Source organism: Azohydromonas caseinilytica (assembly GCF_012927045.1).
GTDB classification, from domain to species: domain Bacteria; phylum Pseudomonadota; class Gammaproteobacteria; order Burkholderiales; family Burkholderiaceae_C; genus Azohydromonas; species Azohydromonas caseinilytica.
Window position 1 is genome coordinate 523548 of sequence record NZ_JABBFW010000001.1, and the last position, 25914, is coordinate 549461.

Consider the following 25914-nt stretch of genomic DNA (forward strand, 5'->3'; position numbering starts at 1 on the left):
GTCCGGGATCGACGTGCCGCAGCCGTTTTTTGCGGCCCGCGCCGACGTCGCACCGCGGGCAAGGCTACAATGGTGGTTTCGGCGCCTGTAGCTCAATGGATAGAGTACTGCCCTCCGAAGGCAGGGGTTGCTGGTTCGATCCCAGCCAGGCGCGCCATCTACATCAAGCACTTACAGACGTTCTAGGGCCTGCAATGGGCTCAATGTATGAAAAACGTCTGAAAAAGTCCTCCCGCTAGAGCCTCTTGGTTGCGTCAGGATGACGCCCAGCTTTCTGCTCGCTGGGTTGGCAAAGCGGCTTTGAAGCAGTCATGCGCTGGGAGCCGGGTGGTCCACGAGGCTGGCACTGATGGCTCTTGGCTGTTGTCTCTGCTTTGGCGTCTTAGCGCGTTCACGAAAGCTGCTCGTCCTTGTGAACCTCCGAAACGTTTAGTTCAGAGAAGCGCTTGATCAGAGATCAGCAGCAACCAGTGCGTAAAAGCGCGCTCTCACCCAGTCGGTCCAGAGGGTCCCCAAGGGTCTGGTAATAGCCGACATGACTGTCTAGTCATTCGCGCACAGCGTTGTGCAAAAACTTGTGGATAACTTGTTCCTGATGTGTGGACAGATCAATGTCAAGCCGTTGATTCATCGAATGATTAGAGACATTGATACCTAGAGAGGGCTAGCTGCTCGTCCTTTGAGCACACCACATGCAGGCTGCATTCTTACATTCGGATGCTTGCTAAGTCCTTGATTCCAATGAAGAATGATTCCATCTTTCCATTCGTTACACAGCGGGAGCTGCTGGAATGAAGGGTTGGAACGCTGAAGAACAGAGCGTACATGTGAGAAGCACCATTTGAGGGTGCTGCTGGGCATAAGGGATGCTCAAGAGAAACGAACAATGGGAGCACGTATGGAAGCCAAGTCGCTGGTCAAGGGTCTGGTCACAGTCCATTCGGTTCGCTCGGCCAACGGTAAGCTGATCTCCCAGTCCCAGAGCGGGGCCGCCCCTGCTCGTGCTGTTCAAAGTTTTCGAGTCATGGCAAAGCTGGGTAACATTGCTGCTTCCGGCGAACGTGCCATGCAATCGATGAAGAAAAAATGAGCGCGCAGCCGCTTGCAAGCGGCTCCATCACTCCTCCTACTCCTCACACGACTTACTCCTCGCTCGTAGAGAGCGACGCTGACCTTGTCGGTCACGTCGCTTACGCCTTCTACAAGCGTGACAAGCTGAAGTTCTGTGAGCACATTCGCGCAACCCATGGACGTTCCCCTACCCAACAAGAGGTAGATGTCTTCATCCAAACGTGCAATTTGGACACGCGTCTTCAAGGCTATCGTGCCGAGGCCGAAGTCCTGCTAGAGCGTTTCACCGAGTACCAACTTGAGGATGCTGTTGAGGAAGTTCGCCGCGAATCAAATGAACGGTTAGCGGCGAAGCTGAGTGAGTCGAAGTCATGGGGCCGTTCTATTGCAGAGGCTTTGGTCGGAAGCCTGTTCGTAGCGATGATGTGGGCCCTGCTTGTCGTCCTGCTCTATGCCAACAAGGTCGGCACTGACAAGATGGCGAAGGACATTTTCAGCATTGACTTGAACTCCTCGCCGCAGCAATCAAGCCCGCAGCCTGCTTCAAAGTAGCCGTGAGGTTGGTGTAGTCACCTACTCGCCCCGTACGCGCCGGTGCCTGCTCTAGAACCGGCCCCATACAGCGCTCCTCCAGGCCTTATCCAGCTACGGTAGTCCCGGAGCCGGACCTCGCCCGCAGTGCCTCGTACAGCTGCGCCGGGCCAAGAAGGATGTCCTTCAACCCATCGCGCACCCGCTCAGACCCTAGAGCCTGCGTGCTCATGGTCTGGTGCGCTTCCAGCGCATCCATGATGGCTCCCAGCAGCGCGTCCTTCAGGTCCGGCGAGTTGGCGAACTGCTCCTTGCTATTGCTGGCCGCCTGCTGCACCAGCATTTCGTTCTCCAGCAGTTTGCCTTTGAGCACACCGTTGACGTAGAGGAGCTGGTCGTTGTCGGTCAGCTCGCCCTCGAACAGGCCGTTCACCTTTTGGATGATCTCGGTCAGGTAGTCCTTCTGCTTCTCCTGGACCGCGCCGCTGCCCATGGCGTCCATGGGTTGCAGCTTGTAGCTGCCGTCCGGGTTCAGTCCCATCGTCTGGGCGCCGCGGTTCTTCAGCGTGTGGTGCGTCAGTACCACCTTGCTCAGATCCACCGTGTCGCGCTCGCGCCCGAAGTCCAGCAGCGGGATGAGCCGCTTGTAGAACAGGAAGCGCTTTTCGATGTCGGTGTTGCCGTAGTCGAAGATCTGGCTCAGGAACGCGTACAGGCGCACGTAGGCGCCCATGTCGTTCTTGAACAGCAGCAGTGCGTCCAGCGTGTCCTTGGCAGCCTTGGCCGCCTTCTCGTCGCCCTGCGCCTCGGCCTCGTTGTGCTCTTGCTGCGCGGCCTTGTAACGCTTCAACAGCCGGTCGGCCACCGGCGCGATGGCCGCGTCCAATGCCTTCTGCGTCCCGTTAGGGTCTAGGTCCACCTTAGCCACCCGGTCCACCTCGAAGTCGTCGTAGTAGCCGGTGGCGTCGAGCTTGGCGCGCAGGTCGTAGACCAGGTGCGGATCGGTCGTGGCCTCTAGCTGCGCCGTCTCGTAGTAGGTCTGGAAGGCCTGGAGGATGGCGTCCGGCTCGTTGACGAAGTCGAGGATGTAGGTCGTGTCCTTGCCCGGATGCGCGCGGTTCAGGCGCGAGAGCGTCTGCACGGCCTGGATGCCGCCGAGCATCTTGTCCACGTACATGCCGCACAGCAGCGGCTGGTCGAAGCCGGTCTGGAACTTGTTGGCCACCAGCAACAGGTGGTAGTCGGGCTCTGCAAAGGCATCGCGGATGTCGCGGCCCTTGAGTCCGGGGTTCAGGTCCTTGCTGGCCTCGGTGACTGGTGCGGGGAAACTGTCAGGGTCATTGACCTCGCCGGAGAAGGCAACCAGCACGCCCAGCGGGTAGTTCTGCTTCTCGATGTAGGCGCGGATGGCTTTCTGCCAGCGCACCGCCTCCTTGCGGCTGCTCACCACCACCATGGCCTTGGCCCGGCCGACGAGCAGCGGCTGCACGTTTTCGCGGTAGTGCTCGACGACGATCTGCACCTTCTGCGCGATGTTGTAGGGATGCAGCCGGACCCACTGCATGATTCCCTTCATCGCGGTACTGCGCTCGACCTCCTGCTCGTCGAACTCCTTGCCGTCGTGCGCGAGCTTGAAGGCGAGCTTGTAGCTGGTGTAGTTCTTGAGCACGTCGAGGATGAAGCCCTCCTCGATGGCCTGGCGCATCGAGTAGACGTGGAAGGGCCGGGGCAGCCCGTCCTCGCCCTTGCGGCCGAACAGCTCCAGCGTCTTGGCCTTGGGCGTGGCGGTGAAGGCCACGTAGGTCAGGCCCTTGGCGTCGGCGCGCGCTTCCATCTGCGCGGCCAGCAGTGCCTCGGTGTCGATCTCGCCGCCGTCCTGCAGATCGGCCCACTCTTGGGCCGACAGCAGTGCCTTGAGCTTGGCCGCAGCCTCGCCGGTCTGTGAGCTGTGGGCCTCGTCGGCGATCACGGCGAAGCGCTTGCCTTCCGTGGCGGCCAGCTCCTGCACAGCGGCCAGCGCGAAGGGGAAGGTCTGGATGGTGCAGACGATGATCTTCTTGCCGTCTTTGAGCGCCTGCGACAGCTGCGCACTCTTGCTGCCGTGCTCGCTGGTGATGCTGGCCACCACGCCGGTGGTGCGCTCGAAGTCGAAGATGGCCTCCTGCAACTGCGCATCCAGCACGTTGCGGTCGCTCACCACCAGCACGCTGTCGAAGAGCTTGTGGTGCTGGGCGTCGTGCAGGTCGGCCAGGAAATGCGCGGTCCATGCAATGGAGTTGGTCTTGCCCGAGCCGGCCGAGTGCTGGATCAGGTAGCGCTCACCAGGGCCGTTCGCCAGGACGTCGGCCACGAGCTTTCGCGTCGCGTCGAGCTGGTGGTAGCGCGGGAAGATGACGGCCTTGAGCTGCTTCTTGTCGTCGCGCTTGCCGATGAGGTAGCGGTGCAGGATGTCGAGCCAGCTCTCCCGCTCCCACACCTGCTCCCAGAGATAGGCCGTGGCAAAGCCTTCCGGGTTGGGCTCGTTGCCCGCGCCGCCATTGTTGCCGCGGTTGAAGGGCAGGAAGGTGGTGGCTGGCCCCGCCAGCCGCGTGCTCATCATCACCTCGGACTGGCTCACCGCGAAGTGCACAAGCGCCCCGCCGGGGAAACCCAGCAACGGCTCCAGCACGCCGCCCTTTGGACTCGGATGGCGGTCGAAGCGGTACTGGTCCACGGCATCGTGCACGCTCTGCGTGAAGTCCGATTTCAGCTCGGCGGTGGCCACGGCGATGCCGTTGAGGAACAGCACCAAGTCCAGTGCGTCCTTCTGGTTGTTGGGCGAGTGGTTCACCTGCCGCACCACGCGCAGCCGGTTGGCGGCGTAGCGCGCCTGCGTTTCGGGGTTGAGCGCCAGCGCCGGCTTGAACTGGGCCAGCAGCAGCGGCTCCTTCAGGCCCAGCATCTCCACGCCACGGCGCAGCACGTCTAGCGTGCCGCGCTCGTTGAGGCTCTTGCGCACGCGCTCGGCCAGCACTTTGGGCAACGCAGCGCCGTGGGTCTTGGACAGCTTCTGCCAGCTCTGGGCTTGAGTGCCTTCGACCCAGGCCAGCAGGTCGGGCAGGAACAGGCCGCTGGCGCGGTCAAACAGGGCACTGTCGCCGTCGGTGTACAGCCAGCCGTGGGCGGCCAGGTGGTGGCAGATTTCGGCCTCGAAATAGACTTCCTTGTGCAGCGCCATCACTCCCCCTGTGCTTCGCGCGCCAGCTGCCGCGGGTCCCACACGCGGTCGGCAAGCTGCCGGTAGAGCGACTGCCGCTCTTCCATCTCGGCCTTGCCGAACTGGGGCAGTGCCCGGAACGGCAACTCCGCCTGGCGGATGTAGGCGAGGAAGCCAGGGTGCCGCTCGTAGCACTGCTCGTGCAGCGAGCGGGCCAGCAGGTTCTGGCTCACGTAGTGCGGCCGCTTGTCGGCGTAGGGCAGATCGCCATAGCTGGCGTTGAAGATCTTGGGCAGCAGGAGCAGCCCGCCGAAGCGGTTGCGCCATTCAGCGAACTCGGCCGGCGACGCGAATTCGTCGGTGTGCCGCTCGGGGTGGTCGGCCCAGATGTGTTCGATCTCGAACCGGCCACGCCCTTCCACGAGGTAGTCACTGGTCTGGCTGCGCATGCCCGACACGGCTTCGAGATGCGCCGTCATGCGAGCCAGCAGCACTTTGATGTAGCGCATCGACCACTGGTTGAGCCCGAAGCCGGCAAAGCCGCTGCGCCGGCGGTCGCTGGTGCCGTCGAAGTCGCAGCCCTGCTCATCCAGCTTGGCCATGAGGATGCTCACCAGCTCGTCCAGCGCCTTGCCGCGGATGTCGCGCAGGATCAGGAACGCCGCATAGGACATGGCTGCGAAGGTCATGCTCAGGTAGTTCACCGCGCGCCGGGCCAGCAGGATGTCCAGGAAGATCGCCACAGCACGCACCTTGCGCTTCACGGTCTCGGGCGAGTCAGTCACCTGCAGCGGGGCCAACAGCAGCGGGTACTGCAGGGTGAAGTTGAAGCAGGCCACGTGGTAGACCGGCTCCAGCCCTTCTTCGGGCTTCAGCGACACCTTGCGGATGCGCTCGTACTGGCGCGTGTAGAACACGAAGTCTTGGCAGACGAAGCGGAAGTAGTCCTCGCCCTGGCGTAGCCCCAGGGCTTCGGCGTGCTGGCCCACCCAGCGGTGGAACTCGGTGCCGATGCGCTCAAAGTCTTTGTTCTCGGCGCCGCTGCGGCGCTCGCGCACGCTGTTGGCGTAGCGGCCCCGCAGCCAAGCCTTCACGGCGTCGGTGTCCTCGTCCTTGCCCAGCTTGCGCAGGGCCTCAATGCGTTCGCGCCAGAGTCGCGCCGCCTCGTTGCGCTGAACAACGTCGGTGATGTTGGCCAGCAGGTAACCCTTGAGCATGTCCAGCGGCGACAGCGACAGGCCCCGGTCGTTCATCGTTTCGAAGATGGTGTATGCGTCTTCGTCGGATGCAGCCGTTATTTCAATCAGGTATACATTGTCCGTTAGCCAATCGCAGAAATATGGCAAAGCTTCATCGTCAAGCTCGTTGCCTAATTCCTTCAGCAATCCATCCAAATCCTGGTAGCGCGCGACGATGGTTTGCACCGATTCCGAAGCTTCGCTGGTTTCAGGCACATCGCCGTTGAATAGCGCTGTCATGATAGCAAGTCGGTCATCAACAGCAATATTGAACGCCTTCTTGCCGTAGCGCTCTGAATAAATGAGTTCTTCCAAATGCACGCGGTCGGGCCGGTCACCCTGCCTCCGGTGTAGCAGCAGCAGCAGCAGGGTTAACGTGGTTAGCCGCTGCTGACCGTCCACAATGTAAAGCTGGCCGTCGCGCTTACTGAGAATAATGGAGCCCAAGAAGTAGTTGCCGTACTCTTCGACTGCCTCGCGCGCATTACTTGATCGATGCCACTGAAAAAACTGCGACGTCAAGTCGTCGATCAGTTCTTTGGCCTGTTTGTGTTGCCAGCGATACTCCCGCTGGTAATAATCAATCTTGTAGCGCTTACCTTTGAGAATCTCGCTGACAGTGCGTGCTTCGCCATCAATGGTTTTCATGCGAAAAGCGCCTCCTTTGCAGGGATTTCCTGTGTCACGACATCTCGCACGTCGATCTGGCCGGTAACGGCGGCGGCGATCAAGGCACTGCGGCGCTCTTTCAGGAGGTTCATGGCGCGCTCGGATTCGGCTTGAAGTCTGTCCATCTTGTTGACTGCATCGTCAATGTATTCTGCGATGGCCTGCTGCTCCTCTCTCGGAGGAACCAATATCAAAAATGACAGGAGACTGGACTGGGGAAGGTTGTTGGCCATCCCATTACCACCACTCAAGGAGTTTTCGATTTGAATGCGCAGAGCCCGGGATCGCAGCGCAGCAGCAAAGTATGCTGGAACCATGAAGGAATTCAAGCGGAGCCTGAATATCTTATCGGACAGCAGCAGACGAGGACGGGCGATCATTACCAAGGCTGTTGAGCCCACAAGCTCTGGCGAGCCACTGGCCCGCGACATTAATAGGTCACCGGCGTGAATCTCGTAGCTCGGATCAGGCGACAACTCAGGCGGCAATGCCTTATTCTCGGTCGGCCGAAAAATGCCGCCGTTCAGGCACCCGGCCTTTAGCACACCCCATTCACCTTCCTCAGCTTCGCGTGCATGGCACTCTGGACTCCACCCTTGCTCAATCGCTGATATTACGCGGCGCAAGGAGCAAAGTTTCCAATGCGCTGGCACATCCCCCAACCACGCCACGCCGGAATCCGTCATCGGCACATTCGGATTGAGTCCCTTGGTGACCGCGTGAGAGATAGTGGCTTGGCGCTTTTCGGCCAGCAAGGCGATGAGATTTTCCTGCTCGGCAATCAGGGTGTCGATCTTGGCGGTTTCACGGTCGAGGAAGGTGGCGATGGCGACTTGCTCATCAAGTGTAGGCACGTAGACCAGTTGTCCTAGACTTTCCTTCTTAATGTGGCGCATGGTGCTTCCATGGGCATCTAGGTCAGCTAGCTTCGGAGCAAGGAATTTGATGAGGTAAAAGAGATAGGACTTAGTTGCCTCTTCCGTGGGGGAGACTTTGAAGATGTGCTGATTCAGCCATGCATCGCCGGCGCGCCAAATGAAACTGTCAATCGTTGCTGACCAAGAGAAGAGCAAATCACCGGTCGAGACACGAAGCCTGCCATCAAGCTCGCCAGCAAAATAGTTGGGTTCCGCATCACTTGTGAGTTGCGCAATTCGGATAATCGGTTGCCCCTCGGCCGCCCAATCCTCGGGCTTGAACGCGAAACCGTTTTGATAGGTCGCCAAGCGCTTTAGGGCTGAACGAGTCCAGTGCGCAGGGACAGAGCCAATCAAATTGTCGCCGGTATCCACGCGATTGGGGTAGATCGGCAGGCTCATTCCGCCAACTCCCCCATCATCGCCATGATCCGCACCGACACCGCCTTTAGGTCCTCGTCGATGGCGTGCAGGCTGCGTGGCGGCTCAAAGACGTAGAAGTGGCGGTTGAACGGGATCTCATACCCCACCTTGCTCTTCTCGTCGTCGATCCAAGCGTCAGGCGCGTGCGGCAGCACCTCGCGCTTGAAATACTCACCAATGTCTTCGGTCAGCGGCACATTCTCGGTGTCGCGCAGCGCGGAATCCGGCTGTGGCTTGCCTTTTTGCTTGCCTTTGACCCCCAGCACCGGCTGGCCCTTTTCGTCGCGCAGCGGGCGCTCTACGGTGATGGTCGTATAGCCGAACTCTTCGTTGCGGAAGATGCGTGAGATCGGCACGCGCTTGAGCCGCCCCCCTTCCGGTGCCACGGGCGGCATGTCGGTGTTGGTGACGAGCTTTGGCTCGCCCAGCGGCTTCCCGTCAACATCCAGCACGGTGATGAACTCAGCCTCGGTGAACTCGCCGAACAGCCGCGTCACGGTGGCGATGTGCTCCTCGCTCATCTCCTTGCGCTTGGAGCCCAGGCTCTTGCGCATCTTCTGCCAGAAGCCGCTGGCGTCGATGAGTTGCACCAGGCCGCGGCGGTCCTCGGTCTTGCGGTTGGAGATGATCCAGACGTAGGTGGCGATGCCGGTGTTGTAGAACATGTCAGTGGGCAAGCCCACGATGGCCTCCACCAGGTCGTTCTCCAGCACGTAGCGTCGGATCTCGCTCTCGCCGCTGCCCGCGCCGCCGCTGAAAAGCGGCGAGCCATTAAGCACGATGCCAAAGCGGCTGCCGCCGTCCTGGGTCGGGCGCATCTTCGACACCAGGTGCATCAGGAACAGCATCGATCCGTCATTGATGCGCGGCAGGCCGGGGCCGAAGCGGCCGTCGAAGCCCTTCTGTTCGTGCTCCTGGCGCACCATCTTCTCGACTTTCTTCCACTCCACGCCGAAGGGCGGGTTGGAGAGCATGTAGTCGAACTTCTGGTGGGCGTGGCCGTCGTCGCTGAGCGTGTTGCCGGCGACGATGTTGCGCACGTCCTGGCCCTTGATGAGCATGTCGGCCTTGCAGATGGCGTAGGACTCGTCGTTGAGCTCCTGGCCGTACATGGTCAGCCGCGCGTGCGGGTTGTGCTCCAGCAGGTACTCGCCGGCGACGGAGAGCATGCCGCCGGTGCCCGCCGTGGGGTCGTAGATGGTGCGCACCACGGCGTTGCCGGGCGTGAGCACGTCGTCGTCCGCGATGAACAGCAGGTTCACCATGAGGCGGATGACCTCGCGCGGCGTGAAGTGCTCCCCCGCCGTTTCGTTGGAGATTTCCGCGAACTTGCGGATCAGTTCCTCGAACACCAGTCCCATGCTGGCGTTGTCCACGGTCCCCGGGTGCAGGTCGATGTTGGCGAACTTCTCGACGACCAGGTACAGCAGCCCGGCCTTGGCCAGCCGCTCGACCTGCGTGTAGAAGTCAAAGCGCTCGAAGATGTCGCGCGCCGCCGGCGAGAAGGCCTGGACGTAGGCGTAGAGGTTCTGGCGGATGTGGTCCTGGTCACCCAGCAGCTTGCCCAGGTCCAGCGGCGAGGTGTTGTAGAAGCTCTGCCCCGCTTTGCGCAGCAGGAAAGGGTCAGGGTTGATGCCGGCCTTGGTCTTGGCCTCGTACTCGGCCAGCACTGCGGGCTTGGTGCTCTCCAGCACGCAGTCCAGGCGCCGCAGTACGGTGAAGGGCAGGATGACGCGGCCGTATTCGCTTTGCTTGTAGTCGCCGCGCAGGAGGTCGGCGACGGACCAGATGAAGGACGACAGGGCTTGGTGATTCATGGGTTTCCTGAGGGATACGGGCGCCGGCTGGCGACGCACTCTCATTCTCCCTTAGACCACTAAGGCCAAACATTGCGGACGCATCAGGCACTGTCACTGGTCATCCGCTCACCCCAGAGCGCAAAGGCGCCAGGATCGCGGGCGTGATGCAGAAACTAGAGGCGTGGATGGTGGACGCCCTCAAGGCTTAGCCCACCGAGCAGTCCGGGAGACTGAGCAGTCATCAGCCTTCTAACCGTCGGATGCTGATGCTGCCCATTGCCCGCGTACTGCCGTGCCTGTGTAAACGCTCCTGTAAACCGTCTGTAAACCTGGCTTCGCCGCGTCCACACGGCTTGATTTGTTGAGGCCGACCGAAAAGTGAGCCACTTCTAATGGCCGTGCCGACTGAAAACTGAGCCAGGTGAACACCTACCCTGCCGCTTTTTTGTGCAGCAGGGAATCGAGGAGTGATCACCATGGATCAGATCGGATGGATCCGGCGGCTGCACCGCCGGGAGAACAAGAGCGAGAGGGAGATCTCGCGCATGACGGGGCTGTCGCGCAACACGGTGGCCAAGTGGCTGCACGCCGACGTCAGCGAAGCGCCGAAGTACCGGCGCGCGCCCCAGCCCTGCAAGCTCACGCCGTTCGTGGAGATGGTCAAGCAGGCGCTGCTGGCCGATGCCCGGCGTCCGAAGCAGGAGCGGCGCACGGCCAAGGCGTTGCACGCCGAGCTCAAGGCCGCTGGCTACGGCGGCGGCTACACGCGGCTGACGGACTTCATCCGCGACTGGCGCGCCGGCGAAGGTCAGGCCGCCAGCGTCCACGCCTTCGTGCCGATGGCCTTCGAGCTCGGCGAGGCGTTCCAGTTCGACTGGAGCGAGGAAGGGCTGGTGGTGGGCGGCATCTACTACCGGCTGCAGGTGGCGCACATGAAGTTGTGTGCCAGCCGCGCGTTCTGGCTGGTGGCCTACCCGAGCCAGGGCCACGAGATGCTGTTCGACGCGCACACGCGCTGCTTCAGCGCGCTGGGCGGGGTCGCCAGACGGGGCATCTACGACAACATGAAGACCGCCGTGGACAAGGTCCACAAGGGCAAGGGGCGACAGGTCAACGCCCGCTTCGCCGTGATGTGCGCCCACTACCTGTTCGACCCCGACTTCTGCAATGTGGCCAGCGGCTGGGAGAAGGGGGTTGTCGAGAAGAACGTGCAGGACAGTCGCCGGCGCATCTGGGTCGAGGCGGCCAAGCGGCGCTTCGGCTCCTTTACCGAGCTCAACGCCTGGCTCGGGGAGCGCTGCCGCGCGCTGTGGCAGGAGATCCGCCACCCGCAGCATGGGCGCTTCAGCGTGGCCGAGATGCTGGAGCACGAGCGGCCGCACCTCATGCCCATGCCGGTACCGTTCGACGGTTACGTCGAGAAGCCCGCGCGCGTGAGCAGCACCTGCTTGGTGACGGTGGCGCGCAACCGCTACTCGGTGCCGTGCGAGCTGGCCGGGCAGATGGTCAGCACGCGGCTGTACCCGGGGCGCGTCGTGGTGGTGGCCGGCGACGACGTGGTGGCCAGCCACGAGCGGCTGAGCGACCGGGGGCAGACCCACTACGACTGGCAGCACTACGTGCCGCTGCTGCAGCGCAAGCCCGGCGCGCTGCGCAACGGGGCGCCCTTCGTCGAGATGCCCGAGCCGCTGCTGCGGCTGCGCCGGGCGCTGTTGCGCGAGAGCGGCGGCGACCGCGTCATGGCGCAGGTGCTGGCCCTGGTACCGGGCGCCGGACTCGACGCCGTGCTGGTGGCGGTGGAGCTGGCCCTGGAGAGCGCGCCGCCCTCCGGGCGCGTGAGCATCGAGCACGTGCTCAACGTGCTGGGGCGGCTCAACGCCGCGCCGGTGCCGCAGGCCGTGGCCACGCCGCTGCAGGTCAAGACGCCGCCGCTGGCCGACCCGGGCCGCTACGACCGGCTGCGCAGCCGCGCCGGCGCCGTCGTGCCGGCCCACGGCGAGGAGGCCGGCCATGCGTGACCTTATTGCCGAGCTCAAGGCGCTGCGGCTGCACGGCATGGCCGGCGCCTGGGCCGAGCTGCAGGAACAGGGCCAGAACGCCGGCGTGGAGACCTCGCGCTGGCTGCTGGAGCACCTGCTGCAAGCCGAGGCCACCGACCGCGCCATGCGCTCGGTGAGCTACCAGATGCACGCGGCGAAGTTCCCGATGCACCGCGACCTGGCCGGCTTCGACTTCGACGTCTCGCCGGTGGACCGCAAGCTCGTGACGCAGCTGGCGACGTGCGAGTTCACCGAGCACGCGCACAACGCCGTTCTCGTGGGCGGGCCTGGAACCGGCAAAACGCATCTTGCGACCGCCATCGGCGTGGCCGGCATCACGCGCCACGGCAAGCGCGTGCGGTTCTACTCGACGGTGGACCTGGTCAACGCGCTGGAGCAGGAAAAGGCCCAAGGCAAGGCTGGGCGCATTGCCGCGACGCTGCTGCGCATGGACCTCGTTGTATTGGACGAGCTGGGATATTTACCCTTCAGCCAAGCCGGCGGGGCGTTGCTGTTCCACCTGCTGTCCAAACTCTACGAGCACACCAGCGTGCTGATCACCACCAATCTCGACTTCGGTGAGTGGTCAACGGTATTCGTGGACGCAAAAATGACAACCGCGCTGCTGGACCGCCTCACGCATCACTGCCACATCGTCGAAACGGGCAACGAGTCGATCCGCTTCATGCGCAGTACCGAGCAGGCCAAGCAGCGCATCACGGCTCGCGAGCAGGCGCGCCGGGTTGCCAGGGCGCCAGTGCCAGAAGAGATTCCTTGATGAACCGCCGCGCGGGGCCAGACGCTGCGGGCTACGCCCTTCGCGTCTGGCCCCGCGCGCGCAACACAGCGCCTAGGAGGTCAAACACCAGAGCTTGGACCTACACTTATCCACAGCCGGCCTTCAAAAACCGGCTTCCGCCCCTGGCTCAAAGTTCAGTCGGCACGGTGGCTCAGAATTGCGTCGGCCCCGACACTTGATTCTCTTTCGGTGTTCCTAGTGTTCCGCAGTGTTCCCTAGAGGGGAAACGTCGGAACACCGGCAGTGTTCCAGCGGTGTTCCGTGGTGTTCCTGACCCGGCCACACTCCTGAGCAGCCTACTTCAGGAACACCAGGGAACACTGGCCGCAAGCCCCGGTGTTCCAGCGTTTCCAGAGGAAGAACACCGGGAACACCAGGAACCTGGCGAAATGCAGCACTTCAGCGGAAGTGCTGCCGCGAGCTGTTATTCGTCGGCCTCCATCAGCTTGCCCGTGAAGGCGTACACCCGCACTTTCTGGCCCAACGCTCGCGGTGTGAGTGTGCGGCTGCTCTTGCCGTCTGCGCCGGGCTGGATCACGCCAGCAGCTACCAGTGCAGCCGCCGCGGCCTTGTGGTCGAAGCCGGCGCACAGCTCACGCCGGAACACCTCGGGCATTACGAAGAACTGCCGTGAACCATCCGCGCCAGTACGGAAGAAGCCCGCCCGGTTGATGATGCGCTCTCCTGCGTCGTCCACGTCCTGGAAGCGGCTGGAACCGTGGGCCTCGAAGAAGGCGCGCACCTGCTGCAGTAACGCTCGATCCTCGCGCCGGCCCGGTCCGCCGAAGGACTCCAGCCAGGAATCGAAGCAGCGCCCCGCAGCGGCCTCAGCCTCGCCCGGTTGCCAGCCGGTCAGTCCGTATCGTGTCGCCAGCTCGCCCGCCTCTGCCACCAAGCCGAAGCGCCGGGCCACGCGCAGCACTTGTCCGGCGGCTTCCTTAGGAACGTGATCGTGGACGAACTCGCGCACCGCCGCGCCGATGGTGTCGGCCAGCTCGGCACGGTCACGCGCCAAGTGCTTCAGCCACTCCACGCCCACGGCACCGAAGCAGCGTCCCACGGCCTCCTTGATCGCCAGCGCCAACGCTGCTGCGCTCGGCTGGCCGTTCAGGCAGTCGAAAGCGCCCAGCCCTGCACCGGCGTCAGCCTCGATGTCGGCCAGGCGGATCTCCTGCCCCGCGTTGGCCTTCTTACCGGCGCGGGCCATCAGGCCGGAAAGCGACTCCTCCCCGGCGCTGAGGAACAGCAGCGTCCAGCGGGCTGCCGGCTTGGCGGTGCCGCTGCGGCTCGCCCGCGTCTTGCCCTGGCCGTTGGCGAGCATGTAAGCCGCGTCGCCAGCCTCGCGCGGGTCTACCTGGGACAGCTCATCCAGGATCAGCAACCCGTGGTTGTGCAGCGCCGCCAGCCCCTCAAGACCGTTGGCCGTGGTCCGCCAGAGCCGCGGGTACTCCTGCGGGTTTCCCCAGACGGACGCAGCCAGCGCCAGCGCCGTGCTCTTGCCGCAGGACGATGGGCCGCGCAGGTGGAATCCACCGGCGTCATCGCTGGTGATGCCCAACAGCGGCCCGGCAAGGGCGCAGGACAGTGCGAACACCATGCGAGAGTTGCCGGCTGCCAGCGCTGCCACTTCGTCGCGCCACTGCGACGCGGTGCCCAGCGTGGACAGTGCTGGCTCCAGGCCATGGGCGTTCTGGAACACCACCCGCTCGCCGTTGCCGCCGATAGCTTGGTCCGGCAGCACGTACACGCCGCCACACCAGCCCAGCCGGTCCACGCAGCGCGCGCGCTCTGTCACCGGCCATACCTGCAGGTACGTCGCCAGCATGTCGCGCGCGGCCTTGCCGGGGGCTATACGCTGGCCCCGCCGGGCCAGTTCACGCAGCACCTCCAAGCCGTCGCCTTGCAGCAGCTCCATGGGCATCGCCCATCGGTGCTGCACGCCGTCCGCGTCGTCCCACTCCAGCAGCCGGCCCCACTCGAACGACTTGGCGCCACGCGTCATCGCCAGGATGCGCAGCGGGGAGCACAGCCACTGCGGGGACTTCTCGTTGCCGTCCTTATCCTTGCCGATGAAGTACACGCCCGCGGCTTGGTCTGCGGTGTGCTCACGCAGCTCGAAGCGCATACCGCCCACCTCGTAGCGGGTCAGCGGCTGCGGCTTGGCCTGCAGCGCCGCCGCAGCCATGGCCAAGTCAGCGCACACGTCGGCGCTGTCCAGTACCGCGCTCATGCCCCGCCTCCTTCCTGGTGCGCCGGCTCGAAGGCATCTGTGATCGACTCGGCCACGCGGTCCAGCTCGGCACCTCCACGCGCGGCCCACACGTCGCACCAGTCTGCGCTGGCCGTGCTGGGGGTCAGCACGTCACACCGCACCAGGGCGCTGGCCGCGCGCGCCTTGAGTACCTGTGCCGCACGTTGTCCTGCCTCGCCGGGGTCTGCGAACACCACCAGGCGTCGCACGTCCGGCGACCACACATAGGACTTCATGCCCAAGGCACTGTAGGCGGACACCGTGGCTACGCCAGACGCCAACTGGGCAGCCAGTGCCGTCTCGATTCCTTCGGCTACGCCCTGCACCCCGGCCTCGGGCTCGTACAGGCGGATCGCCGCGCCAGCCAGCGGCCCGGCCGTGCCGGTCAGCTTCTTGACCGCGGGAACGTTCGCCTTGCGGCCGTCCGCGCTGAGGTACGTGCGATGCAGCGCCAGCACCTCGCCGGTTGGGCTTACCAAGGGGGCCACCAGAGCCGGGAAGCGGCCCAGCTCCTGCCCTTCGTGCCAGTACGGCAACGCTGAGTGAAAGCGCAGGCACGCCGGCAGGGGCCACAGATCGGCCTTGAGACGGTGCTGCAGGTAGCGGGTGGCCGGATCGTCGGCGCCCAGCACCGCGCACTGTGCCCAGATCGCCGCGTTGCGCTGGGCGTTGGCGGCCCAGCGCTGGCGCTGCTCGGCTTCACGCTCGGCTCGCGCGGCTTGCACCCGGTGCTGCAGTTCAGCACGCTCCGCGGGCGTCATGCGCTTGCGGTCGATGGCTGTCCACACGCTGCTGATGCCTTGGCGGTAGCAGCCGAACACGCCGCCGCGCAGGTCCTCGAACAGCAAGCACCAGCCGGCCTTGTCGCCGCGTCGGCCGTTGGTCGAGAAGCGCACGATGCGCCCGGGCTGGATCGTCTCTGGGGCATGGCCCAGCAAGGCCAGAATTGCTGAGAGGAAATGGCTGAGGAAGTCACACATCGTTGACTCCTCCCGTCAGCACTTTGACCGCGACCACGGCACGGTCGAGGCACTTGATGACGTCGGATTCGTGTTGCTGCGAGTTGATTGCCCGGATCAACTCAAACAACGCGTTGTAAGCCCCGATTTCCAGATAGCGCGCTTTGATGTTCGGGATATACCGCGGCTCTTCGACCAGCTGAGCCACCGCGGCCGCGACCTTCATCACCAATATCTCCTGGAACCACGCCGATCGCGGGCTACGCGCCGCCGCTTCCAACTTGCGCACCACCTTGGCGGTGTTGATTTCCAATGACTTCATCTTGCTGGCGCGGGTGGCGACGCGTTCCTTCACCAGCAGCTCCACCGCGGTTGCCAAGCGTATGACCGGGGACATGCTCGACGACTCGACGTGCTGGGCACGCGCTGCTGCCACGAGATTGCTCGCGTTTTCGAGGGCAGCAGCGTCGGCGGGATTTGCGACCGCGATCCAGGAATAGCGGGTGTCTTCCAGCAGCAGCTTCACGGCGGTCGCGACGCGTCCGACCAGCGCGCTGTTTAACAAGGGCGTGGGCTGCTGGGTGTAGATCGAAGCGACCAATTCGTTCACCGCTTGGATAGCCTCAGCTCCTAACGGCGATATTTTCTTGGCTGAGGCATAGCGCCACTCTTGCTTCAGCATCTGCTTTACCGCGTCGCGCACGACTGCTTCGAAATCCCGGGGCTTGAGGTATTTGGCCTGCACCTTGATCACCAATTGGCGCATGGCTCGGACGATCTGATCCTCCAAGAGTTTGAAATTGCGGGTTTTTGCGGGTACGGGCGTGCGTTGTCCCGCCCCCAGGGCGTAAAAATCTTGCATGTCAGTCTCCGATTAGGTGTTGGCGGCGTCGCGCTGGCGCTGCAGCCAGGCGTCGAGGTCGGCACGCAGCACGCCGGACGCGCGGCCGCCGAGGCGGACGCGCGCCAGCTCCTGGCGACGGATCAGCGTGTAGAGGTGGGAGCGGGAGCAGCCCAGATAGGCGTGGGCTTGGGAAATGCGCAGCACCGGGCTTTGCGGTTGCTGTGCGGGGGTGGGAATGTTGACCTTTTTGGCCATAAGTCCTCGTGTTGAGTTAACAACCGAGCCCCGCAGCAAAAGGCCTCCACTGCCCGCGAACGGAACGATGGTGGAAAATCCTGGGGTCTGGGTCCAATCAGACACCGGGCTCTTGCGTTGGTGCTCGGTATGGAGCCCCCAGAGTCCTCGAACGACTCTCGGGGGTTTCCACCTCAGGACTTGCTTGTTTGCCGCCCTTTGTCGAGGTGTGCGCTGATGCTAAGAGCGGTTTTGACTGCTTCTGCGCGTCTCACTAAGGGCATGACCGTCTTTGCTGAGGTAGCGAATCAACGAAACGTTGGTACGCCAACAAAACGTTGATCACTTCAGCAAATTGTAAAAATAAGTAAAACATGGTCACAGCGTCAGCTGCGCTAGTGCATTCCTTGCGTGCTCCTGCTGCAAGTGTGCGTAGTGCTTGGCGATCATTTCGACCGACGTGCCGGCCAATGCCGCTACCGTGGCAAGGTCCAAGCCGTGCCGTGAGACCAAGTCCGTGATGACGGAGTGCCGCAGCGTGTATGCGGTCACAGACTCCGGCAGTCCTGCTGCCGACACCGCGGCCTTGATAGGCCATTTCCAACTGTCCTTGTCCCAGCGTCGGCCGCTTGCGTCGGCAAACAGCGGCGCTTGCGGCAGCTTGTCGCGCGCTGCTTCGATCAAGAGCCCAACCGTTGCTGCCGGAAGCGGAATGCGACGGTCGGCGCCGGCCTTGTCGGTCCCCACGCGCAGCGCGCCCAACTTGGGATTGAAGTCGCTGACGTTGAGTTGCGCCAATGCCCCCGGGCGCAATGGCAACGCGCACAGAGCCTTCAGGAAGGGCTGCAAAGCAGGCTGCGCCGCGTCCACGAGACGGCGCCTCTGGTCAGGGTCAAGGTAAGTGTCGCGTCGTCCATCGGCCCCAGGAATCGGCCGCAGTGCCTGTTCCCAAGCGTGCGGGCTGGTCACCAAGCCGTCGGCCAGCGCGAGATTGAGCGCGGCGCGGAAGCTCGCCATGTCGCGGTTCAGCGTGGCGTCGGCGCGCCTCGCGCCCTCTTTGCCGGCCACAGGGGTGGCGGCCAACTTACGACGCCAGTCCTTCAGGTGCGTGGCAGTCAACTTCTTGATGTCGAAGCCGGCCAGCTTCTCGTCATAGACATAGCGCCTGAAGCGGGCAGCTGCTTCGTCGGCCTTCGCGCCGCCCGACTCGTGCCGCAGGTGCTCCACGTAGCGCTCGCACGCGTAACGCACGGTACAGTTCGCATTGCTGCCACCCCTGCCCAGGTGCTCGAACCACTCGCGCGCCGCCCGTTGCGCCGCATCGAAGCGCTCGCTGGCCGGCAGGTGGTCGAGCGCACCAAGCGTGGTCCATCGGTTCTTCGCTGCTGCTTCGTCGTAGAAGCGCGCCAGCCAAGTGCCGGGGGTTGCCGTGCTCATGCGCCGGTAGCCCACGTATCGCCCCTTCTCGATGCGCTGCCAGTACGGATCGCGCCGCACTGGCAAGGCATCGCGCGCGGCGACGGTATTCAACTTCACTCTCATGGCCCGGACAGGTATGAAATCGGTATGAAGAACACTAGCGCACTTTCATACATCTCAATAGATGCACCTAGAGGGAAATGAAGTGCGCGGATGTCGCCTGAAGTCCAAATTCCCTGCCCTCCGAAGGCAGGGGTTGCTGGTTCGATCCCAGCCAGGCGCGCCAATCACTCAAGCAGTCACAGACGTCTCCGGCCTGCAACGGGCCCCGGTTGAAAGAGATGTCTGAATCAATCTCTGCAGTTCCACGGATCGGGGTCGCCTAGCCCGTCGCAGCCCGCAGCGCGGCTCGCGCAGACGACCGGTTGTCAGCATCTGTAGGGCTGCCTTGGTGTAGGGTGCCGCCGATGCAACGCTCCACGAACCTCCTCGCCGGCGTGCTGCTGGTCCTGCTGAGCGGCTGTGCCGCCAATCCGGTGTCAGCCGACGCCTCGCCCCAGCTCCCGCCCGGGCCGCCGCCGCAGGTGGCCCGCGCCGACGCCAACGAGGCCGTGCCGGTCCAGGCCGATGTGCAGCCGGTGGCGCTCCGCAAGCGGGTGCAGCGCGGCCAGGCCTCCTGGTACGCGCACCGCTTCCACGGCCGGCGCACGGCCAGCGGCGAGCGCTACAGCCGCCATGGGCTGACCGCGGCCCATCCCACGCTGCCCATTCCCAGCTACGCGCGGGTGCGCAACCCGGCCAACGGCCGCGAAGTCATCGTGCGCATCAACGACCGCGGGCCCTTCAGCCGCGGCCACGTCATCGACCTCAGCCATGCCGCAGCCACGATGCTGGGCATCGTGCGCGGCCCGCGCGTGGTGGAGATCGAACAGGTCACCGACGTGGAACGCCGCGGCAGCTCCTGGCCCCAGGAGCGCGCCGCCGCCCCGTCGCAGCCGCGCACGCTCACGGCCCAGGCCGAACCGGCGCGCTGACGCGTCCGCCCGGGACGCCGCGCGCGCTTGTCAGCCGCGTCCCACAACAGCGCAAGCCTGCGCCTGACAGACCCAAGCCCGGCAGCGCCTTAGCCTGTCGCGCATCCGAACGGGTTGGAGATCTCGATGAAGCGGTCCGGGCAGATGGCAGTGTTGTGGCTGGCACTGTGTGCCGGCACAGCTTGGGCGCAGCCGGCCCCGGCCGATGCGGGCGCGGCAACCGCCACGCCCGCTGCCGTGAAGTACCTCAGCGGCGGCGCCGGCGACGAGGAGCGCTCGCAGCTGATGGTGCAGTGGCCGCAGTACCCGCTGCTGATCGTCTTCAGTGCTGCCGGCGGCGCCTACGCGGTGGCCGACAGCGTGCGCATCACCAACACGCAGGGCGCCGTGCTGCTGGAGGTGCCGCAGGCCGGGCCGCTGCTGATGGTGAACCTGCCGCCGGGCGAGTACCGCCTCCAGGCCCGCGTCGGCGACGCGGCGCCCCAGGAGCGCAACGTGCGCCTGGACACGCAGCCCCAGCGCCTGGACTGGCGCATCTGAAACATCTGAACCAGGAGCCGCGCTCCGGGCCTGCCCAAAAAAAGACGCCCGCCCCTTGCGGGGAGGGCGTTTGAAGTCCTCGCAAAAGGACGTCGTTGGGACCGGCAGGCCGGGCGCGCGCGGCGCCTCGGGTATCAAGAGCAATTTAGGCAAGAGCTTGGGGGAACCGTCCCCCGACACAGGGGACAATGCCGTCATGATCCCGCGTTCTGCCCCCGAAGTTTCCCCACTGGACGAGCGCGAGCTGGCCGAGCTGGAAGAGTTGCTCGATGCGCTGCCCGCGCCGCTGGAGCCGCTGGACGTGTCGATGACCGACGGCTTCCTTGTCGGCGTGCTGCTGCAGCCGCAGACCGTGCCCGCCGCGCAGTGGCTGCGCCACATCACCGACGTGGACGGCCGCGAGCCGCCCGCCGGCCCCGCGCTGCAGCGGCTGCACGCGCTGGTGCGCCGGCGCCACGCCGAGCTGGAGCGCGCCATCGCGCAACGCCAGTGGTTCGATCCCTGGGTGTGGGAGCTGGACGAGGACGCCAGCCCCTCCGAGGCCGTGATGCCCTGGGTGGCGGGCTTTGCCACCGCCATGGAGTTCTTCCCCGGCCTGATGCGCCTGGACGGCCCTGCCCTGCTGGAGCCGCTGGCGCAGCTGTTCATGCACCTGGACCCCGAGGACCTGGAAGACGCCGACGAGCTGCTGGCCGAGATCGAGACGCTGGAGCCGCCCGAGGACATGGCCGAGGCCGTGGAGATGCTGGTGCGCGCCAGCCTGCTGCTGGCCGACGTCTCGCGCCCGCGCAAGGTCCAGCCGCCGGCGCGCAAGACGCCGCAGCCGCGCCCCGGCGCGCCGGGCGGCCGGCGCCCGCCGCCGCGGCGCTGATAGAAGTCCCACGAAAAGTCTGTGAACTCCCGCCTCCCGTTCGGGTTGAGCCCTTCGACAGGCTCAGGGCGAACGGAAATGAGTCAGTGCGCGACGCCGAAGCAGCGCGCCGCGTGCAAACCTAAACCCTGGGCCACGCTGGCGAAGCGCTCGCCGCGCACGGCGCGCGCCGCCGGGAAGGCGGCGGCGATGCGGTCGGTGAGCGGCTTCAGGCCCGTGGAGCCGCCGGTGAAATAGAGCGCGTCCACGGCTTCCGGCGCCACGCCGGCGCGGCGCACCGTCTCCAGCGCGGCCTCGGCGATGCGCTGCAGGTCCGCGTCCAGCGCCTGCAGCGCTTGCGCCTCCTCCAGCGCCGCGCGCAATCCCGGCTCCAGCAGCGACAGGTCGATGTCCGCGCGGCCCTGGCGCGCCACGTCGATCTTGGCGCCCTCCGCCAGCGCGCCCAGCGCGTGGCCCAGGTGCTGCTGCACCACCTTCATCAGGCGCCGGTGCTGGGCGGCGTCGGCGTAGAAATCCTTCATGCCGCGCAGCTCGGCCACGCGCGGCGGTGTGTAGACGGTGTTGATCAGGTGCCAGGTGGCGAGGTCGTGGTAGACGCGGCTGGGCACCTCGCGCCCGCCGGGGCCGCGTCCGCGGAAGCCGCAGCTCGGCAGCACCGCCTCCAGCTCGACGCGGCGGTCGAAGTCGGTGCCCGCCACGTGCACGCCGTGGCTGGCCAGGATGTCGTCCTGCCGCTGCAGCTTGTCCTGGCGCCGCGGACCCACGCGCACCAGCGAGAAGTCCGAGGTGCCGCCGCCGATGTCGGCCACCAGCACCAGCTCCTCGCGCGCCGCGGTGCGCTCGTGGTCCAGCGCGGCGGCGATGGGCTCGTACTGGAAGCGCAGCTCCTCGAAGCCCACCGCGCGCGCTGCCGTGGCGAGTGCGTCCTGCGCCGCGGCATCGCGCGCGGGGTCCTCATCCACGAAGAACACCGGCCGGCCCAGCACGGCGCGGCGGATCGGGGCGCCCGTCTGCGCCTCGGCCTGCACCTTGAGGTGGCGCAGGAAGGCGGTGATCACGTCCAGGTACTTGACGCGGTGGCCGGCGCCGAGGTCGGTGTCCTGCGTCACCAGCGGCGAGCCCAGCACGCTCTTCATCGAGCGCATGAGCCGGCCGTCGAAGCCGTCCACGTAGGCGGCCAGCGCGGCGCGGCCGTAGTGCAGCTCCGGCGGCTGCGGCGAGCCGGGCTCCACCGCGTAGAACACCGCCGTCGGCATGGTCGATTGACCGGCTTCGAGCGCGATGAGCCGCGTGCCGCCACCGGCTTCGGGCACGGCCACGGCGGAGTTGGAGGTGCCGAAATCGATGGCGCAGAAGGTCATGGCGGTGGGCCGCGCCCACCCGGGCGCCGGAAAAAAGGGCGCGATTGTAGGGGTCGCGCTCAGCGACCCAGCGCGGGCTGGGGAGAAATTGCCAACCTGCAGGCAACGGATTTCCCACACAAGGCCACTGGGCGAGCCAGCTGGTGATTGACAGGAAACAGTGCCAGCCCGAGCCCAGGCAGCCGGGCCGATCAGGAAAAGCCGCGCACCGCTCCCGCCGCCACCCCCAGCCGTCCCCGCGCCGGCAGCGCGCCGCAAAAGTGGAAATCCAGCGCCGGGCGCCGGCCGCTGATCAGCTCCGCCAGCGCACGCCCGGAGCCCGCGCCATGCGTCCAGCCCAGCGTGCCGTGGCCGGCGTTGAGCCACAGGTTGCCGATGCGGCTGCGGCCGATGTAGGGCAGGTTCGTGGGCGTGCTCGGCCGCAGCCCGGCCCAGAAATGCGGCTCCGACAGGTCGGCCACGCCGGGAAAGAGCTGCTCGTAGCGCTCCAGCAGCGCCTGGCAGCGGCGCCACGCGGTGGGGGTGTCCAAGCTCGCGTCGTAACCCGCCAGCTCGGCCGTGCCGGCGATGCGAATGTGGTCACCCAGCCGCGAGATGGCGATCTTGCGTTCGTCGTCGAGCAGGCTCACCACGCTGGCGTGCTCGGGACGCTTCAGCCGCAGCGTGGCCGAGTAGCCCTTGGCCGGAACAATGTCCAGGTGGATGCCCAGCGGGCGCAGCAGCGGCGCGGTGAAGCTGCCCAGCGCCGCGACGTAGTGATCCGCCTGCAGCACCCGGGCCTCGCCGCTGGCGCGGTCCAGCACGCGCACACCCGCCACGCTGTGGCCGGCCTGGTTGAAGCCGCGGATCTCGTGGTTGAACAGCAGCCGCGCGCCGCGCGCCGCCGCCTGCCGCGCCAGCTGCTGCGTGAACACGCGGGCGTCGCCGGATTCGTCCGTCGGCGTGTAGGTGCCGCCGGCAATGCGCGGCCCGAAGCTGGCCAGCGCCGGCTCGATGGCCAGCACCTCCTGGCGCGACAGCACGCGCCGGTCCACGCCATGGCGGCGCATCAGCGCCGCGGCGGCGGCGCCGGCCTCGAAGTCGGCGCGCGAGCCGAAGAAATGCAGGATGCCGCGCTGCAGCCGCTGGTACTCGATGCCGGTGTGCGCCACCAGTGCCTGCAGCGCCTCGTGGCTGTAGCGCCCCAGCGCCACCAGCTGCGCCACGTTGCGCGCGAAGGCGTCGTCATGGCATTGCGTCAGGAAGTGCAGGCCCCAGCGCCACTGCTGCGGGTCCAGCCGTGGACGGAACAGCAGCGGGGCATCGTCGCGCAGCAGCCACTTCGCCACCTTCCAGGGCGCCTCCGAGTTGGCCCAGGGCTCGCAGAAGCTCACCGAGATCTGCGCGCCGTTGGCAAAGCTGGTCTCCAGGGCGGCATCGGGCTGGCGCTCCACCACCGTTACCTCATGGCCCTCGTCGAGCAGGTACCAGGCGGTGCTGATGCCGATGATGCCGGCGCCCAGGACGAGGATTTTCATGGCGGTTCGCTCCTTCAGCCGCTGAGCAACTGCCAGGCCACGGCCGCCATCGCCAGCGCCACCAGGGCGTCGATGCAGCGCCAGGTGCGCGGCTGCGCCAATTTCGGCGCCAGGGCCGCAGCGCCGACGCCCAGCGCCGTGAACCACATCAACGAGGCCGTGGCCGCGCCCGAGGCGAAAGCCAGCGGCTGCGCCTGCTGCGCGCCCAGGGCGCCGATGAGCAGCACCGTGTCCAGGTAGACATGGGGATTGAGCCAAGTCAGCGCCGCCGTGGTCAGCAGCACGCCGGTGCGGCTCTGCGCGGCCCCGCCAACGGCCAGGGCGCCGTCGGCGCGCCAGGCGCGTCGCGCCGCCTGGACGCCGAACCACAGCAGGTAGGCCGCGCCGGCCCAGCGCAGCGGCGCCATCAGCGCCGGCGCGCCCTGCAGCAGCTGGCCCAGGCCGAACACGCCCGCGAACACCAGCACCGCGTCCGACGCCGCGCACAGCGCCACCACCGGCGCCACATGGGCTCGCAGCAGGCCCTGGCGCAGCACGAAGGCATTCTGAGCGCCGATGGCGACGATCAGTCCCGCCATCGCAAGCCAGCCCTGGAAGAAAACGGAAGAAGCAGCAGACATGCGCGGCATTGTCCGAACAGCCGACGCTTTCATGAAGCTGCTTTAAAACTTCTGCGTTTCCATCAGGAGCGCTAATGAACAACGTGGACACGGCGGGCCTCGACTGCCTCGCGGCCCTGGCCGACGAAGGCAGCTTCGAGCGCGCGGCGCAGCGGCTGGCGCTGACGCAATCGGCGGTGTCGCAGCGGCTGCGCGCCCTGGAATCGCAACTGGGCCGGCCGCTGGTCATTCGCGCCCGGCCGTTGCGCCTTACTGACGCCGGGCGCGTGCTGCTGCGGCTGGCGCGCCAGTGGCAGGCGCTGCGCGTGGACGCTGCCGCCGAGCTGGGCCTGCCGCTGCCGCGCCAGAAGGTGCCCATTGCCGTCAATGCCGACAGCTTGGCGACCTGGGTGCTGCCGGCGCTGGACACCCTGGTGCAGGGCGAGGATGGACTGGCGCTGGAACTGGTCGTGGACGACCAGGACTTCACCCACGAATGGCTGCGCGACGGCTCGGTGCTGGGCTGCGTGAGCACCCTGGGCGAGCCGCTGCGCGGCTGCAGCGTGCGTCCGCTGGGCCTGATGCCCTATGGCGCCTTCGCCAGCCCGGCGTTCATGGCCCGCTGGCTGCCGCAGGGGCTGCATGCGGGCAACTTCGCGCAGACGCCTTTCGTGCGCTTCAACCGCAAGGACGAGATGCACGTGCGCTGGGTGGAGCAGGTGCTGGGCGTGCGCGCGCCGCGCCTGCTGGAGCGCCATGTGCCGGCCAGCGAGGCCTACCTGCAGGCGACGCGCATGGGCTGGGGTATCGGCGTGCTGCCGCTGTTGCAGGCGCGCGAGGCCGTGTCGCGCGGCGAGCTGGTGGCGCTGCATCCGGAGCTGAAGCTGCCGGTGGCACTGTACTGGCACCAGTGGGTGCTGGAGAGCGCTTCCGGCGCGCCGCCGCTGCTGGACCGCATCGGCCGCGCGCTGGAGGATCAGGCGCGGCGGGTGCTGGAGCAGTCTGCCGCTTGATTGTTCGGTTTATCTGGACAAAAGCTCCACTGTGCGGAGCCTTTGTCGAACCTTTCTGACCAATGCGGTGCGTGCACCGCCGCTGCGCTCTGCTTAGCGCACCAGCAGCACCGGCGTCTTGGAGTTGGCGAGGACCTTGGTCGCGACCGAGCCCATCACCAGATTGCCCAGCGCGCCGTGGCCGTGCGAGCCCATGATCAGCAGGTCGAACTTGCCCTTGTCGGCCAGGGCGGCGATGTGGTCGGCGGCATGGCCAACCTTGCTGACGCAGGCGGCCTCCACGCCGTTCTTCTTGAGGAAGGTGCGGATCGGCTTGAACACCTTCTCGGACTCGTCCTCGTAGTAGGCCTTGACCACGTCCCGGTCGAGCGCGGCGGCGGCGCGCGGCGGCACCGCGGGCACCACGTGCAGCACGGTGAACTCGTTGGTGCCGGCCAGCCACTGCTCATGCGCCGCCAGGTAGGCCAGCATGTGCTTGGTGTACGGGCTGCCGTCAACGGCGACGAGGATCTTCATCAGCTTGCCTTCCAGGGGGTTTTTGGTCGGGCCAGTGTCGCACGCGAGTCCCGGCGCCCCTTGTCCAAAGTCAA

Annotated in this window: 21 protein-coding genes and 1 tRNA gene; 9 read left to right on the plus strand and 13 right to left on the minus strand. The window is 65.8% G+C overall.

What is annotated here, in order from left to right; genetic code table 11:
* Positions 1-81 precede the first annotated feature (81 nt).
* The 3 genes from HHL10_RS02535 to HHL10_RS02545 all read left to right on the plus strand — a co-directional run bounded on the left by HHL10_RS02535 (position 82) and on the right by HHL10_RS02545 (position 1623).
* Positions 82-157 (plus strand) — tRNA-Arg (locus HHL10_RS02535).
* A 684-nt stretch (positions 158-841) separates the two neighbouring features.
* The gene (locus HHL10_RS02540; RefSeq protein WP_169158737.1) at positions 842-1090 is read left to right on the plus strand and encodes a hypothetical protein; all 249 of its coding nucleotides are present in this window, start codon (positions 842-844) and stop codon (positions 1088-1090) included.
* A complete protein-coding gene (locus HHL10_RS02545; protein ID WP_169158738.1) occupies positions 1087-1623 on the plus strand; it encodes a hypothetical protein in 537 nt (178 codons plus the stop codon). Before HHL10_RS02540 ends, HHL10_RS02545 begins: the two co-directional genes overlap by 4 nt.
* Before the next feature lie 85 nt (positions 1624-1708).
* Here HHL10_RS02545 and HHL10_RS02550 read toward each other — a convergent pair whose 3' ends face one another.
* From HHL10_RS02550 to HHL10_RS02565, 4 genes are read right to left on the minus strand one after another with little or no spacing between them, the layout of a single operon-like run.
* Positions 1709-4819 carry a type I restriction endonuclease subunit R gene (locus tag HHL10_RS02550; protein WP_169158739.1) on the minus strand — a complete coding sequence of 1037 codons (3111 nt, stop codon included), beginning with the start codon at positions 4817-4819 and terminating at the stop codon, positions 1709-1711.
* On the minus strand, positions 4819-6684 hold the full coding sequence (locus tag HHL10_RS02555) for a DUF262 domain-containing protein (protein ID WP_169158740.1): 1866 nt from the start codon (positions 6682-6684) through the stop codon (positions 4819-4821). The genes HHL10_RS02550 and HHL10_RS02555 overlap by 1 nt, the downstream gene beginning before the upstream one ends.
* The gene (locus HHL10_RS02560; RefSeq protein ID WP_169158741.1) at positions 6681-8024 is read right to left on the minus strand and encodes a restriction endonuclease subunit S; all 1344 of its coding nucleotides are present in this window, start codon (positions 8022-8024) and stop codon (positions 6681-6683) included. The genes HHL10_RS02555 and HHL10_RS02560 overlap by 4 nt, the downstream gene beginning before the upstream one ends.
* Positions 8021-9862: a type I restriction-modification system subunit M gene (locus tag HHL10_RS02565; protein WP_169158742.1), complete on the minus strand. Its 1842-nt coding sequence runs from the start codon at positions 9860-9862 to the stop codon at positions 8021-8023. The genes HHL10_RS02560 and HHL10_RS02565 overlap by 4 nt, the downstream gene beginning before the upstream one ends.
* A 458-nt stretch (positions 9863-10320) precedes the next feature.
* On the opposite strand from HHL10_RS02565, the gene istA reads away from it, so the two are divergent.
* Positions 10321-11862: an IS21 family transposase gene (istA, locus tag HHL10_RS02570; RefSeq protein WP_169158743.1), complete on the plus strand. Its 1542-nt coding sequence runs from the start codon at positions 10321-10323 to the stop codon at positions 11860-11862.
* The gene (istB, locus tag HHL10_RS02575) at positions 11855-12661 is read left to right on the plus strand and encodes an IS21-like element helper ATPase IstB (RefSeq protein ID WP_169158744.1); all 807 of its coding nucleotides are present in this window, start codon (positions 11855-11857) and stop codon (positions 12659-12661) included. Before istA ends, istB begins: the two co-directional genes overlap by 8 nt.
* 445 nt (positions 12662-13106) lie before the next feature.
* On the opposite strand, the gene HHL10_RS02580 is transcribed toward istB, so the two are convergent.
* The 5 genes from HHL10_RS02580 to HHL10_RS02600 all read right to left on the minus strand — a co-directional run bounded on the left by HHL10_RS02580 (position 13107) and on the right by HHL10_RS02600 (position 18500).
* Positions 13107-14912 (minus strand): DUF927 domain-containing protein, encoded by a 1806-nt coding sequence (locus HHL10_RS02580; protein WP_205832868.1) that lies wholly within the window; start codon positions 14910-14912, stop codon positions 13107-13109.
* A complete protein-coding gene (locus HHL10_RS02585) occupies positions 14909-15913 on the minus strand; it encodes a DUF7146 domain-containing protein (RefSeq protein WP_169158745.1) in 1005 nt (334 codons plus the stop codon). Before HHL10_RS02585 ends, HHL10_RS02580 begins: the two co-directional genes overlap by 4 nt.
* Positions 15906-16754: a hypothetical protein gene (locus tag HHL10_RS02590; RefSeq protein ID WP_169158746.1), complete on the minus strand. Its 849-nt coding sequence runs from the start codon at positions 16752-16754 to the stop codon at positions 15906-15908. The genes HHL10_RS02585 and HHL10_RS02590 overlap by 8 nt, the downstream gene beginning before the upstream one ends.
* A 12-nt stretch (positions 16755-16766) precedes the next feature.
* Positions 16767-16991 (minus strand): helix-turn-helix transcriptional regulator, encoded by a 225-nt coding sequence (locus HHL10_RS02595; RefSeq protein WP_169158747.1) that lies wholly within the window; start codon positions 16989-16991, stop codon positions 16767-16769.
* A 357-nt stretch (positions 16992-17348) separates the two neighbouring features.
* Positions 17349-18500 carry a tyrosine-type recombinase/integrase gene (locus HHL10_RS02600; RefSeq protein WP_169158748.1) on the minus strand — a complete coding sequence of 384 codons (1152 nt, stop codon included), beginning with the start codon at positions 18498-18500 and terminating at the stop codon, positions 17349-17351.
* Positions 18501-18856: 356 nt separating this feature from the next.
* On the opposite strand from HHL10_RS02600, the gene HHL10_RS31100 reads away from it, so the two are divergent.
* The 3 genes from HHL10_RS31100 (at position 18857) to HHL10_RS02615 (ending at position 20834) form a co-directional block, all read left to right on the plus strand.
* Positions 18857-19423 carry a septal ring lytic transglycosylase RlpA family protein gene (locus HHL10_RS31100; RefSeq protein WP_169158749.1) on the plus strand — a complete coding sequence of 189 codons (567 nt, stop codon included), beginning with the start codon at positions 18857-18859 and terminating at the stop codon, positions 19421-19423.
* A gap of 126 nt (positions 19424-19549) precedes the next feature.
* Positions 19550-19963, plus strand: a complete 414-nt coding sequence (locus HHL10_RS02610; protein WP_169158750.1) for a hypothetical protein — start codon at positions 19550-19552, stop codon at positions 19961-19963.
* Positions 19964-20159: 196 nt separating this feature from the next.
* Positions 20160-20834 (plus strand): YecA/YgfB family protein, encoded by a 675-nt coding sequence (locus tag HHL10_RS02615; protein WP_169158751.1) that lies wholly within the window; start codon positions 20160-20162, stop codon positions 20832-20834.
* 83 nt (positions 20835-20917) lie between these two features.
* Here HHL10_RS02615 and HHL10_RS02620 read toward each other — a convergent pair whose 3' ends face one another.
* The 3 genes from HHL10_RS02620 to HHL10_RS02630 all read right to left on the minus strand — a co-directional run bounded on the left by HHL10_RS02620 (position 20918) and on the right by HHL10_RS02630 (position 24332).
* Positions 20918-22195, minus strand: a complete 1278-nt coding sequence (locus tag HHL10_RS02620; protein ID WP_169158752.1) for an Hsp70 family protein — start codon at positions 22193-22195, stop codon at positions 20918-20920.
* A 191-nt stretch (positions 22196-22386) separates the two neighbouring features.
* Positions 22387-23712, minus strand: coding sequence for a D-amino acid dehydrogenase (locus HHL10_RS02625; protein WP_169158753.1), 1326 nt, complete (start codon positions 23710-23712; stop codon positions 22387-22389).
* Between the two features lie 14 nt (positions 23713-23726).
* Entirely contained in the window at positions 23727-24332 is a 606-nt protein-coding gene (locus HHL10_RS02630; RefSeq protein WP_169158754.1) for a LysE/ArgO family amino acid transporter, read from the minus strand.
* Between the two features lie 74 nt (positions 24333-24406).
* Between HHL10_RS02630 and HHL10_RS02635 the strand changes: the two genes are divergently transcribed.
* Positions 24407-25324 (plus strand): LysR family transcriptional regulator ArgP, encoded by a 918-nt coding sequence (locus tag HHL10_RS02635; protein WP_169158755.1) that lies wholly within the window; start codon positions 24407-24409, stop codon positions 25322-25324.
* 93 nt (positions 25325-25417) lie between these two features.
* Here the strand turns inward: HHL10_RS02635 and HHL10_RS02640 are convergent, their stop codons facing one another.
* Positions 25418-25840: a universal stress protein gene (locus HHL10_RS02640; protein WP_169158756.1), complete on the minus strand. Its 423-nt coding sequence runs from the start codon at positions 25838-25840 to the stop codon at positions 25418-25420.
* Positions 25841-25914: the final 74 nt, after the last annotated feature.